We start from the raw sequence: 12360 nt of genomic DNA on the forward strand, positions 1-12360 counted from the left end.
TTTAAAAGCACTTATTTAAACAAATAAGTGCTTTTTTTATTGGCTATTTTAAAAGAGATTAATCTTTGAAAAGAGATGTTAATAGTGTTTTTAAAGCTATAAAACCCAAGACAATAGAACCAAAAGATATACTAAGCCCGATGATTAAAACAGGAATATACCAAGGATGTTCTTCATTTTTAAAAGCCTGATATATTATTATAGGCCCTGTAAACATAGCTATTAGCGTAAAAACAAATAATTTTGTGCTTTTTAATAATGCTTTTTTAGTTTTCATATAGAAACGACTTCTTCTTTCAAAAATAATTATTTAAAAGTATATTTAACATTCTGATTAATTATTTTATTAACCTTAGTCTGAATTGGATTGATTATAGTATTATTGTTTGCTTCCATTCCATCGTAGATATCTTATCTCGTAATGCATATATTTCTAATGAAGGAAAATAAACTCATTTAAATTTAAGCTGTTAAAAGAAAAGTAAATGAAAATTATTATAGCTCCTGATAAATTTAAAGATTCGATGAATAGTTTTGAGTTCTGTGGTATTGTAGAAGAAGGTTTATTAGCAGGTTGCCCGGGTATAGATATTATCAAACTCCCTATGGCTGATGGGGGTGATGGTACTATGGAAGTAATTGATCACTATATAGGAGGAGAACAGCTAAAGGTAGAAGTACAGAATCCTCTTTTTAAAAAGATAGAAGCTTCTTATTTGTTTTCTTCAGTTTCTAAAACAGCTTTTATTGAAATGGCAGCAGCTTCCGGCCTGAAGTTATTAAAACCTCAAGAAAGAAATTGCATGTACACTAGTTCTATGGGTACAGGTGAGTTAATTTTAGATGCTATAAAAAGAGGTGCAAAAGAAATATTATTGGGTATAGGTGGGAGCGCAACGAATGATTGTGGTATAGGAATGGCATCGGCATTTGGATATCGTTTTTTAGACAAAAAAGGAAATGAGGTTTTGCCTATAGGGAAACATTTATCAAAGATTTGTATGATAGATGATTCGAATGTTACTTCGTTGATGGAGAATGTTGTATTTAGAGTTGCATGTGATGTAACCAATCCACTTTATGGTAAAAATGGCGCGGCATATAGCTATGGGGCTCAAAAAGGTGCTAATATGGAAGAAATTAAGGTGTTGGATAAGGGACTTTGGGATTTTTCTAAAACTTTAGATACTCATTTTAATACTACTGTTCAAAGTATTAAAGGAGCCGGAGCAGCAGGGGGAATGGGTGCAGGTGCTGCTACCTTTCTCAAAGGTGAGTTAATATCAGGTATTGAATTGATTTTGGATTTAGCTAATTTTGATAAGTATGTCAAAAATGCTGATTGGGTTATTACGGGAGAAGGGCTTTTAGATCACCAAACACTTTCAGGGAAAACAATTTTAGGAGTATTGAAGCGAGCCAACACTTATCAAGCACCAGTAGCAGTTTTTTGCGGAGGCGTTACTATAAATGAAAAGACACAAAATGAGTTGGGGATTACCTATGTTACTTCTATATTAAGAAATGTTAGCAATCTCAATGAAGCCTTAAGCGTAAGTAAAGAAAACTTGTTTTTTACAGCTTTTAACTTTTCAAAACTCATTAGTTTGAAAAGAAAAAGAACTAAATAGTTGTCAAGGATAGCTTTGCTATATATTCTGCAATATACGGTTAAGTGTATTACTTGGACACATTGCCTGATTTGCTAATTTTTCATTCGGATTGTAATAACCACCTATATCAACAGAGCTTCCTTGCGCATCATTTAATTCGTTTACTATAAGAGTTTCATTTTTAGAAAGTTTTTCAGCAATGTCTGAAAATACATTCTTGATATCAGCATCTTTATCCTGATTAGCTAGTTCTTGTGCCCAATAAAGAGCTAAATAGAAATGGCTTCCACGGGTATCAAGTTCTCCAACTTTTCTAGAAGGGGATTTACCACTGTCCAAAAGTTTTTCTGTAGCATTGTCTAATGCTTCTGAAAGCACCAATGCTTTTTGATGGTTGTATTTTTCTCCTAAAAACTCTAATGAAACAGCAAGAGCTAAAAACTCTCCCAGAGAATCCCATCGTAAGTGCCCTTCTTCCATGAATTGTTGGACATGTTTGGGAGCAGAGCCACCGGCTCCTGTTTCAAAAAGCCCTCCACCATTCATAAGTGGAACAATGGAGAGCATCTTTGCACTGGTCCCTACTTCTAGAATAGGGAATAGGTCGGTTAAATAATCCCTTAATACATTCCCAGTTACAGAAATAGTATCTTTTCCTTCAATGATGCGCTCCAGTGTAAACTTCGTTGCTTTTACAGGGGACAGTATTCGAATGTCTAATCCTTTTGTATCATGTTCTGGAAGATATGTATTCACTTTTTTGATAAGTTGTCTATCATGTGCCCTATCTTCATCTAACCAAAATACTGCAGGTGTGTTTGTAGCTTTTGCTCTTTCAACAGCCAATTTAACCCAATCTTGAATAGGAGCGTCCTTTACCTGGCACATTCTCCATATGTCGCCAGCATCTACTTTGTGTTCAAAAATAACAGTTCCGGATTCATTTGTAACTTGGATTTTTCCATTTTCCGGAATTTCAAAAGTTTTATCATGGGAGCCGTATTCTTCAGCTTTTTGTGCCATTAAGCCTACATTCGGTACGGTACCCATAGTGGTGGGATCAAATGCCCCATGCTTTTTACAAAAAGCGATAGTGGTTTGATAAACTCCAGAGTAGCTACTGTCCGGAATTACTGCTTTGGTGTCATGTGATTTACCTTCAGCATTCCACATCTGTCCGGAATTACGTATCATAGCAGGCATAGAAGCATCAACAATAACATCACTAGGCACATGTAGGTTTGTAATGCCTTTATCGGAGTTGACCATTGCCAATTCTGGGCCATTTTCATAACATTTTTGTAAATCACTTTCAATAGCATCTCTTTTTTCTTTTGGAAGCTCTTGAATTTTGCTAATAAGATTACCCAGTCCATTGTTTGGATTTACACCTAACTCATCTAAAGTAGCTCTATACTTGGTAAATAAATCTTCAAAAAATACTTTTACTGCATGACCGAATATAATGGGGTCAGAGACCTTCATCATGGTTGCCTTCATATGCAAAGAGAAAAGAACATCTTTTTCTTTAGCGTCTTTTATTTGTTCTTTAAGAAATGTAATTAATGCTTTTTTACTCAATGTTGTAGCATCAACAACTTCTCCCTCTAAAACTTTGATATTTTCTTTTAAGATAAGAGTATTTCCAGTATTAGAAATGAACGTTATTTTGAGTGTATCAGGTTTAGAGAACGTAGTCGATTTTTCATTTGACCTAAAATCACCATGTTCCATGCTTGCTACGTGAGAGGTAGAATCAGAAGACCACGCTCCCATAGGGTGAGGGTTCTTTTTTGCATAATTTTTTACCGCCTTAGGCGCTCTTCTATCTGAATTCCCCTCTCTAAGCACTGGGTTTACAGCACTTCCTTTAATTTTATCGTATTGTCCTTTAATTTCTTTTTCTACTTCACTTTTAGGTTCATCGGGATAATTAGGAATTTTATACCCTTGCTTTTGTAGTTCTCTGATTGCTCCTTTTAACTGAGGGATGGATGCACTTATATTAGGGAGTTTTATAATATTTGCTTCCGGTTTTTTAACCAACTCTCCTAATTCAGCAAGATGGTCAGGTACTTTTTGATCACTGCTTAGATACTTTGGAAAAGCTGCAAGTATTCTTCCGGCTAAAGAAATATCTTTTGTTTCTATATTAATATTAAAAGGAGCAGTAAAAGATTTTACGATAGTTAACCATGAATAAGTAGCCAAGGCAGGAGCCTCGTCTGTTTTTGTATAAAGGATCTTAGGTGATTTTGTCATTTTAATGGATATAATTTACGAACTCGCAAATATACATTAATATGCCTTTTTTATGAAGTTAGATAATTAAAAAACGAAAGCCATATCATTATAATTGCTTATACTGACATGGCTTCCTAAGAAATAGTTCTACGATACCGTTTAACATTGCTGTTACCTACGTTGATTTTGATGATTCAAAATAACTTTCGGTTTCGCTTTCCTATCCCTTTTGAAACATCTCTATAATTATACTAACATTACTGTTGAATACAATAATAGTAAATGTTTCAAATGTTTTTTTATTCCTATACGTTTCATTAACATGAAGACTTTCGGCATATGGTTTACGTCTTGCATTTTACAAACACGCCCTCCATAACTTTCTATAAATTGTTCGTGCAACCGAAGTAACACACCAATGTTTATAGACTCATAAAAAAACAATTATTTTAAAGAACGTTTCTATCTGTAGACTTGATTAAATCTGTATCAAATATAGATGATGAAATAAAAAAAACAAATTATTTAACAAGTTAATAATCAACAAAATACAAACAAAAGATATTAACAAATGTTAATAATAAAAAAAACATCCTATAAAGGATGCTCTTCACATATTTTCTCTATGGAATACTAACGACGGATCTCTTTGATACGTGCTTTTTTACCAGTTAAGTTTCTGAAGTAGAATATCCGAGCCCTTCGTACTTTCCCTTTTTTGTTGATTTCAACTTTTTGAAGTGCAGGCATATTTACTGGAAAGATACGTTCTACACCAACAGTACCTGACATTTTTCGTATGGTGAACGTTTCATTTGCACCAGTCCCTCTTCGTTGTATTACAACACCTCTAAAAAACTGTGTACGTTTTTTTTCTCCTTCTTTAATTTCATAATAAACAGTGATGGTATCTCCTGCGGAGAATTTTGGGAAATCCTTTTTTTCTATAAATGTATCTTCTACGTATTTTACTAAAGCTTCCATGATAACTTTATTATATTAATTCAAGCCAACATTCACGTCTTTCGCCAGTGGTTGACCCAAAATAGGATGCAAAAATAAGGATTAATTGATATTAAACAATCAATATTTTAAAAAATTAGTGGTCTAACAAATCGGGACGCCTTGCTTTTGTTCTTTTATAAGCCTCCTCTTCCCTCCATTTATCAATTTCAGGAAGGTTACCACTCAATAATATTTCCGGAACTTTCATTCCTTTATATTCTGAAGGTCTGGTATATACGGGAGGAGCTAATAAATTGTCCTGAAAAGAATCGGTAAGCGCAGATGTTTCATCGTTTAATACTCCCGGAATTAAACGAATAATAGCATCACATAGTACTGCAGCTCCTAATTCACCTCCGGACAATACATAATCTCCTATTGAAATTTCGCGTGTAATAAGATAATCACGTACCCGTTGATCAACTCCCTTGTAGTGGCCACAAAGAATAATGATATTTTTTTGTATTGATAATTGATTGGCAATACCTTGATTTAGTGTTTCACCATCAGGGGTCATATAAATAACTTCATCATATATCCTTTCTTTTTTGAGTTCGGATATACATTTATCAATAGGTTCTATCATCATAACCATTCCGGCACCTCCTCCAAACTGATAGTCATCTACTGATTTATACTTATTGGAAGCATAATCTCTCAAATTATGAAGATGGACCGAAACCAATTTTTTTTCGATGGCTCTTTTTAGGATCGAAGCATTGAAAGGGCTTTCTATCAATTCTGGCAAAACAGTTATGATATCTATTCGCATTTGTTACAGCTCTCTTTTAGACTTACAGCGCTCTATAGAGTCTTTTACTTTTTTCAAAATATCATTAGATAATGTAGCTTTTCCGGCCAACCGGTAATGCTCAATGGCCTTGTCATAATCCCCTTTCTGTTCGTACATAATGCCAAACTCATTATATATAGTTGCTTTTGTAATGCCAGGAACCTTAATTGCGATGTCTAATAGTTCTTTTAGTTCATCAAATTTTTCAAGGGTGGAAAGTAAGATGGCATAATTGTAATATACACTAGGGTAGGAAGGGCTTTTTTCAATAGCCAGTTTGTAGAGTGTTTCTGCTTTTTCATAGTCTTTAAACTTGGCCTCATAAAGATACCCTAAATGGTTGTAGGCTTTTCCAAAGCTGGGATCGGTGTTGATGATTTCTTCAAGCTTGTTAGAAGCTTCTTCGTAATATCCGTCTTTGATATCCAGATTGGCTTGATTCAAAAGTTCTTCAAGGCGTGTAAGATGATCCATGTGCTAAGAAATTGATATACAAATGTATCAATTTTATTATGGAGATTCATAAGTACTATTGAAGATATTATTTTTCTACTAAGTTACGCTGTTTGATGCGCTCGTCTTGTAATTGCCTGCTAAGTTTTTGTTGACGTTCAAGGGCATTTCTTCGATGTGCTTCAAATTCATCTTCTAACTCGGAAAGGCGCATCTTAGCTTCTCGGGTAATTACATTACTTCTTTGAAACTTATAAATGAATAGGAATAATACTAGCGATAGAAAACTAATGACTCCCCACATGATTATATTGTAAGATGATTTTTGTATGCGCATACCGAAAAATGAAATACTGGATTTTTCAGCATCTACAGAGGTAAGTTGTTCATTTAGATCGTTTACATTTGTGTTTAACTGATTGATTTTGCCTTGTTGTGAATTGATTTGGTTATTAAGCTGGTTATTTAATGTTTTTGCAGTATTTAGAGAGTCTAATACGTTATTTTTCAAACGGGCAATCCATTCTTTTTTTATTACTTCATATTCTTGGTAGTTTCCGGATTTTTTAGTCACGTAGTCAAATTGACTTTCAATAGAACCACTATCAAGGGATAGTTTTTCAGGGTTGTTTTTTTGTGCAGCTAAAAAATGTACCGTAAACATTAAAGTTATCAACGTAAGCGCATATATTTTCTTCATCTCTTAGTTGTTTATATGGTTAATAAGGGGCTATATCTAGGGGTAACGTATATGTATACGAAAATATTGTACTGCTTGGAAGTTTCTGAGTACTAAAAATCTTTATTAATAATAATTGTACCTCCTTACTTTTGAAATGTATTTTGCCAGCCGGATTACTTGATGGCTGTATCCATATTCGTTGTCATACCATATATATAGGATGATGTTTTTTCCATCAGGGGACACTATGGTTGCATTGCTATCATATATGGCAGGTGCTGACGTTCCAACTATATCTGAGGAAACGAGTTCGTTACTCAATGAATATTTTATTTGCTCGACAAGATCTCCTTCCAACGCATATTTTTTCATAATAGCATTGATTCCGTTTTTAGAAGTTTCTTTTTCAACTTCTAAGTTCAGAACGACTAATGAGCCATTGGGAACAGGAACACGTATGGCATTAGAGGTCAGTTTTCCTGTTAATGAAGGGAGGGCTTTTGCTACAGCACTTCCGGCACCGGTTTCAGTAATAACCATGTTTAATGCAGCAGCTCTTCCTCGACGGTATTTTTTATGCATGTTATCTACAAGGTTCTGATCATTGGTGTATGCATGGATAGTTTCCAGATGCCCTTTTACAACTCCTAGAGAATCTTCGACAGCTTTTAATATAGGAGTAATAGCATTTGTAGTGCATGAAGCTGCTGAAAAAATTGCCACTTTGTCCGGATCGTAGTCTTTGTGGTTTACACCATGTACAATGTTTGGTACTCCTTTTCCGGGAGCAGTCAGTAATACTTTACTAACACCCTTAGCTTTTAAGTGTCTGCCAAGACCTTCTTCATCTCTAAAAGCTCCACTATTGTCAACAACCAGAGCATCTTTTATCCCATATTCGGTATAATCAACATCCTCAGGGTTATTTGTACTGATGATATAGACGGTAGTACCGTTAATTATAAGTGCGTTATTTTTTTCGTCAATAGCAACGGTCCCATGGAAATCACCATGTACCGAATCGTTTCGTAATAATGAAGCTCTTTTTTCCAATACTTCGGCATTAATAGCTCCTCTTGTCACAATGGCCCTTAAGCGAAGTTGATTTCCTTTTCCTGTTTTTAGCATAAGCTCACGGGCTAACAAACGGCCAATTCTTCCAAAGCCATATAGAATTACATCTTTTGGCTGTATCTCCTCTGCATTTTGTGCATCTTTTAATTTGTCGACTACAAAAGCTGTAGAATTGTTGTGCTTGTCATCTTGAAGGTGGTATTCATACGTAAGTTTTCCTATATCTAGTTTTGAAGGAGGAAGGTCTAATTTTTTTATAGCATTAGCAATTTCTACGGAATCAAACACAGAGATGGGCTTTTGAACAAAAGCACCTGCATATTCATGCAAGTTTATAATTTCGCTTACACTTTTGTCTATAAGTTGATTTCTAAATAAAACTAATTCAATAGCTCTATCATACCATAAGTCGTTTATGGTTTTAATAAACTCTACAGTTGCTTTTCGGCGATCAGCCTGGAAAGCGAGTTCTTTTTCGTAAGCATGTGTATAGTCCATAACTTCTGTGATTGAATCTTTTAAATAATGCGCAAAAGTATCAATTTCAATCGTTTTCGTGAAACAAAAAACAAAAAAATAAGCCCTCTTATAAGAGAGCTTAAAAACATAAAAAATACAGTTACCTGAAAATTAATCGTTCGCGTTCTCCATATTCATCAAGCATCACAATGCTAGTTGGTTCATAAGGAGATGTATTGCTAAACACTCTTTTTACATCGTCAATATTTTCAACATTGGTATCGTTAACTTCTATCAAGATTTTTCCAACTAGATCATATCCTCTAACAGAGTTTGCAACTTCGATGATTTTAACCCCTCTTCGTGTATTGTATTTATTGATGTCATTTTTTGATAGATTTTTGACAATTAGCCCTAATTCATTAATCACAAAAGTTTGATCTTTCAATAATGTCACCGGAAATGTTTTTTTAATCCCATCCCGATTTACAGTAACATTTATGATATCGTTAGGCCTTTTGGATTTGAGATAGCCTGATAAGTCGGCATATTTAGAGATGTCAATATTATCCAGTCTTTTAATGATATCGCCTTTCCGCAACCCGGCACGCTCGGCTCCGGAATCTTCCAAAACGTTTGAAATATAAAACCCCTGAGTATCATCTATCCCTAAAGTTTCTGCATTTATAGAGTTCAGTTCATTTCCTTGTACCCCCAGAATACCTTCTTGTACGTTGCCATATTCAAGGAGATCGTCTACCACTTTTTTCGCAATGTTACTGGGCACAGCAAAGGCATAACCAACAAAAGCACCTGTTTGTGACGTAATGGCTGTATTAATCCCTATAAGGTCTCCGTTGATATTTACTAATGCGCCTCCACTATTTCCGGGATTAACTGCAGCATCGGTTTGTATGAAAGATTGGTTTCTTCCGTCGCGTTCATTCAGATCACGGGCTTTTGCACTGATAATCCCAGCAGTGACCGTTGAGGTTAAATTGAAAGGGTTGCCAACTGCAAGGACCCATTCACCAATTTTAGTATTATCTGAATCGCCAAATGCTAGAAATGGAAGTGGCTCGTTTGATTCAACTTTTAGGAGGGCAATATCAGTAGAAGGGTCAGCACCAACAAGTGATGCTTCATAGGTACGGTTATTGTTTAATGTTACCTCTAACTTGGTTGCATTTTCGATTACATGGTTGTTAGTTACAATATATCCATCGGGAGAAATAATAACCCCGGAACCTGTACCGATTTGAGCACGTTCACGAGTGCTCCCAGAACCGTAGAAAAAATCAAAAATACTATTCGTCCCCCTGCTTACGGTCATATTTTTTACGTGAACTACTGCATGGACAGTTCTTTCAGCTGCTTCTGTGAAATCTATTTTGTCAGCATCTAAAAAAGGAGAAGCACTATAGTTTGTAGTAATAAAACGAGGAGTTTCTTCTTTTTGTTCAATAATATAACCCTCTTTTTCAAAGAAAACTTTGTATATGCCTAATGTAAAGAGGCCACCTAAAAAAGAAACTAAAAATAAGCTTAAAACTTTTTTCATGATACTTAGTTTTTATTTTCTTGATTAAACACTTAAAATTACTTTTTTATTATATCCTTTCTTTAAACTTTAACGGCAGTTTAACACTGATTGATATGCTGTCAAATTGTATATTTGCACTTCATTGAGCAATAAAAATGTTAGTACCATTTTATAAATATCAAGGAACAGGAAACGATTTTGTCATTATTGACAACCGTTCATTGTTTTTCGACAAAAACAATACCAAACTTGTGGAAAAATTGTGCAACAGAAAATTTGGCATAGGTGCTGACGGACTTATATTATTAGAGAACGATGACGTTTCTGATTTTAGGATGATCTATTTTAATTCGGATGGGAATGAAAGCTCTATGTGCGGTAATGGGGGAAGATGTGTTGTAGCTTTTGCAAGAATGTTAGGACTTATAAAAAATGAAACAACATTTAAAGCTATTGATGGGGAACACTATGCAAGAATTCAGGGAGATTTGGTGAGTTTACAAATGCAAAATGTAGCCATGATAGAGACCGGAGAAGGATATGTTTTTTTAAACACAGGTTCTCCACACCATGTGCAGTTTGAAAGCCAACTGAATACTATTGATGTGAAGAAAGAGGGTGCTGCGCTCCGCTACACAAAATATAGTGAAGAAGGGAGCAATGTTAATTTTGCAGAAAAAATTTCAGATGACATTTTTGCAGTCCGAACGTATGAACGGGGAGTGGAAGATGAAACACTTTCCTGTGGAACGGGAGTTACGGCAGTTGCTATCGCTGCAAATAAACTTGGCAAAACAGATGCAAATAAAATAAAGTTAAAAACCCCTGGAGGAGAGCTAACCGTTACATTTGAGCGCCAAAACAACATTTATGAAAATGTGTTCCTTACAGGATCTGCAACATATGTTTATAAAGGAGAAATTGTATGTTAAAGTTAAAGGGAGATAATCTTATATTAAGGGCTCTGGAGCCTGAGGATTTGGATTTTCTTTATACTATTGAAAATGATGAGGCAATATGGGAAATAAGCAATACACAAACACCGTATTCACGATTTGTACTAAAGAAATATTTAGAAAATAGCCACCAAGATATTTATACTGTAAAACAACTTCGCTTGGTAATATCCAATAAGGAAGGGATTTTTATAGGGCTTATCGATGTTTTTGATTTTGACCCTAAGAACAATAGAGCAGGAATAGGTATAATTATTGAAAAAGAATACCAAGGTAAGGGAATAGGGAAAAATGCCCTTTCAATTTTAATGGATTATTGCTTTGAAGTGTTACACCTTCATCAGGTGTATGCAAATGTTGGAGTTGATAATGAAAAGAGTATAAAACTTTTTACTGGGTTAGGTTTTGAAAATGTTGGCATAAAGAAAGATTGGAATCACAAAGGGGATACTTATGAGGATGAGATAATGTTCCAGAAAATAAATAACACATGTATATCCGTAAAATAGTACTTCTCACAGCTATGCTAGGAGCCTTCATTGGCCTTGCATTTGTTTATAGTATTTATACAACTATTTTTTCTTCAAACACATTGTTTAATAATGATCAGGCAACAATTTATATAGCTACAGGAGCAACTTTTACTGACGTGAAAGAACAGTTGTCTTATTTACTGAGTGACATGGATTCTTTTATTGCACTGGCAGAACGAAAAGGTTATATAACTAATGTGAGGCCTGGAAAGTATGTTTTAACAAAAGGAATGAGCAATAATGATATAGTAAACACTCTTAGAAGTAGAAATACACCAGTAACGCTAACATTCAATAACCAAGAAGCACTTGAAAAATTAGCCGGAAGGGTATCGAACCAAATAGAAGCTGATAGTATATCGTTAATAGAAGCATTTAAGGATAAAGCTTTTTTAGATAAATATGGATTTAGTGATGAAACTGCCATTTCAATGTACTTGCCCAACAGCTATGAAATTTTTTGGAACACAAGTGCCGAATCTTTTAGAGATCGTATGTTAAAAGAATATAACCGCTTTTGGGATGCACCAAGGGTTAGAAAAGCAGATTCTTTAAACCTTACGAAAAATCAGGTAATAACATTAGCTTCCATTGTCCATGAAGAATCTAAAAAAAGAGATGAACAACCGAGAGTAGCTGGAGTTTATGTAAACAGGTTGAGAAAAAACATGTTTTTACAAGCTGACCCAACCGTCATCTATGCCATTAAGAAACACACAGGAAGGTATGACACTATTATTAAGAGAGTGTTGTATAAAGATTTGAGAATAGAGTCCCCCTACAATACCTATAAGAATACCGGTTTACCTCCTGGTCCTATAGCAATGCCTGATGTTTCGGCTATTGATGCAGTTTTGAATTATGAGAAACATGATTACTATTACTTTGTAGCAGATACAAATAACTTTGGGTATCATAAATTTGCAAAAACACTCTCCCAGCATAACGCTAATAAACGTCAGTATACCAATTGGTTAAATAGCCAACAAATTCTTAGGTAACAGG

12 protein-coding genes are annotated in these 12360 nt (G+C 34.7%); 4 read left to right on the forward strand and 8 right to left on the reverse strand.

The features are described from left to right. Positions 1 to 58 precede the first annotated feature (58 nt). A complete protein-coding gene (locus tag WBG21_RS00005; protein ID WP_340073462.1) occupies positions 59 to 277 on the reverse strand; it encodes a DUF6095 family protein in 219 nt (72 codons plus the stop codon). Positions 278 to 485: 208 nt separating this feature from the next. On the opposite strand from WBG21_RS00005, the gene WBG21_RS00010 reads away from it, so the two are divergent. Continuing rightward, positions 486 to 1631: a glycerate kinase gene (locus WBG21_RS00010; RefSeq protein ID WP_340073464.1), complete on the forward strand. Its 1146-nt coding sequence runs from the start codon at positions 486 to 488 to the stop codon at positions 1629 to 1631. An 18-nt stretch (positions 1632 to 1649) separates the two neighbouring features. Here the strand turns inward: WBG21_RS00010 and WBG21_RS00015 are convergent, their stop codons facing one another. From WBG21_RS00015 to WBG21_RS00045, 7 genes are all read right to left on the reverse strand, one after another. Next, positions 1650 to 3875, reverse strand: a complete 2226-nt coding sequence (locus WBG21_RS00015) for an NADP-dependent isocitrate dehydrogenase (RefSeq protein WP_340073466.1) — start codon at positions 3873 to 3875, stop codon at positions 1650 to 1652. Positions 3876 to 4490: 615 nt separating this feature from the next. Then, complete coding sequence (rplS, locus tag WBG21_RS00020) at positions 4491 to 4841, reverse strand: 50S ribosomal protein L19 (protein ID WP_340073468.1); 351 nt, start codon at positions 4839 to 4841, stop codon at positions 4491 to 4493. A 115-nt stretch (positions 4842 to 4956) separates the two neighbouring features. Continuing rightward, positions 4957 to 5634 (reverse strand): tRNA (guanosine(37)-N1)-methyltransferase TrmD, encoded by a 678-nt coding sequence (gene trmD, locus WBG21_RS00025; RefSeq protein WP_340073471.1) that lies wholly within the window; start codon positions 5632 to 5634, stop codon positions 4957 to 4959. Positions 5635 to 5637: 3 nt separating this feature from the next. Next, positions 5638 to 6129, reverse strand: coding sequence for a tetratricopeptide repeat protein (locus tag WBG21_RS00030; protein WP_340073474.1), 492 nt, complete (start codon positions 6127 to 6129; stop codon positions 5638 to 5640). 67 nt (positions 6130 to 6196) lie between these two features. Continuing rightward, positions 6197 to 6808 (reverse strand): tRNA (guanine-N1)-methyltransferase, encoded by a 612-nt coding sequence (locus WBG21_RS00035; protein ID WP_340073476.1) that lies wholly within the window; start codon positions 6806 to 6808, stop codon positions 6197 to 6199. A gap of 105 nt (positions 6809 to 6913) precedes the next feature. Beyond that, the gene (locus tag WBG21_RS00040; protein ID WP_340073478.1) at positions 6914 to 8362 is read right to left on the reverse strand and encodes a glyceraldehyde-3-phosphate dehydrogenase; all 1449 of its coding nucleotides are present in this window, start codon (positions 8360 to 8362) and stop codon (positions 6914 to 6916) included. 121 nt (positions 8363 to 8483) lie between these two features. Next, positions 8484 to 9884 carry a S1C family serine protease gene (locus tag WBG21_RS00045; protein WP_340073480.1) on the reverse strand — a complete coding sequence of 467 codons (1401 nt, stop codon included), beginning with the start codon at positions 9882 to 9884 and terminating at the stop codon, positions 8484 to 8486. 137 nt (positions 9885 to 10021) lie between these two features. Between WBG21_RS00045 and dapF the strand changes: the two genes are divergently transcribed. From dapF to mltG, 3 genes are read left to right on the forward strand one after another with little or no spacing between them, the layout of a single operon-like run. Next, complete coding sequence (dapF, locus tag WBG21_RS00050) at positions 10022 to 10798, forward strand: diaminopimelate epimerase (protein WP_340073482.1); 777 nt, start codon at positions 10022 to 10024, stop codon at positions 10796 to 10798. Next, a complete protein-coding gene (locus tag WBG21_RS00055) occupies positions 10792 to 11331 on the forward strand; it encodes a GNAT family N-acetyltransferase (RefSeq protein WP_340073485.1) in 540 nt (179 codons plus the stop codon). Before dapF ends, WBG21_RS00055 begins: the two co-directional genes overlap by 7 nt. Next, positions 11313 to 12356 carry an endolytic transglycosylase MltG gene (mltG, locus tag WBG21_RS00060; protein ID WP_340073488.1) on the forward strand — a complete coding sequence of 348 codons (1044 nt, stop codon included), beginning with the start codon at positions 11313 to 11315 and terminating at the stop codon, positions 12354 to 12356. Before WBG21_RS00055 ends, mltG begins: the two co-directional genes overlap by 19 nt. Positions 12357 to 12360 lie beyond the last annotated feature (4 nt).

This window comes from Leptobacterium meishanense (assembly GCF_037645805.1).
GTDB classification, from domain to species: domain Bacteria; phylum Bacteroidota; class Bacteroidia; order Flavobacteriales; family Flavobacteriaceae; genus Leptobacterium_A; species Leptobacterium_A meishanense.

What these genes read in the sequence shown, in the direction of transcription:
- WBG21_RS00005 (WP_340073462.1), bottom strand. Translation starts at nt 277, where the DNA reads ATGAAAACTAAAAAAGCATTATTAAAAAGCACAAAATTATTTGTTTTT.
- WBG21_RS00010 (WP_340073464.1), top strand. Translation starts at nt 486, where the DNA reads ATGAAAATTATTATAGCTCCTGATAAATTTAAAGATTCGATGAATAGT.
- WBG21_RS00015 (WP_340073466.1), bottom strand. Translation starts at nt 3,875, where the DNA reads ATGACAAAATCACCTAAGATCCTTTATACAAAAACAGACGAGGCTCCT.
- rplS (WP_340073468.1), bottom strand. Translation starts at nt 4,841, where the DNA reads ATGGAAGCTTTAGTAAAATACGTAGAAGATACATTTATAGAAAAAAAG.
- trmD (WP_340073471.1), bottom strand. Translation starts at nt 5,634, where the DNA reads ATGCGAATAGATATCATAACTGTTTTGCCAGAATTGATAGAAAGCCCT.
- WBG21_RS00030 (WP_340073474.1), bottom strand. Translation starts at nt 6,129, where the DNA reads ATGGATCATCTTACACGCCTTGAAGAACTTTTGAATCAAGCCAATCTG.
- WBG21_RS00035 (WP_340073476.1), bottom strand. Translation starts at nt 6,808, where the DNA reads ATGAAGAAAATATATGCGCTTACGTTGATAACTTTAATGTTTACGGTA.
- WBG21_RS00040 (WP_340073478.1), bottom strand. Translation starts at nt 8,362, where the DNA reads ATGGACTATACACATGCTTACGAAAAAGAACTCGCTTTCCAGGCTGAT.
- WBG21_RS00045 (WP_340073480.1), bottom strand. Translation starts at nt 9,884, where the DNA reads ATGAAAAAAGTTTTAAGCTTATTTTTAGTTTCTTTTTTAGGTGGCCTC.
- dapF (WP_340073482.1), top strand. Translation starts at nt 10,022, where the DNA reads ATGTTAGTACCATTTTATAAATATCAAGGAACAGGAAACGATTTTGTC.
- WBG21_RS00055 (WP_340073485.1), top strand. Translation starts at nt 10,792, where the DNA reads ATGTTAAAGTTAAAGGGAGATAATCTTATATTAAGGGCTCTGGAGCCT.
- mltG (WP_340073488.1), top strand. Translation starts at nt 11,313, where the DNA reads ATGTATATCCGTAAAATAGTACTTCTCACAGCTATGCTAGGAGCCTTC.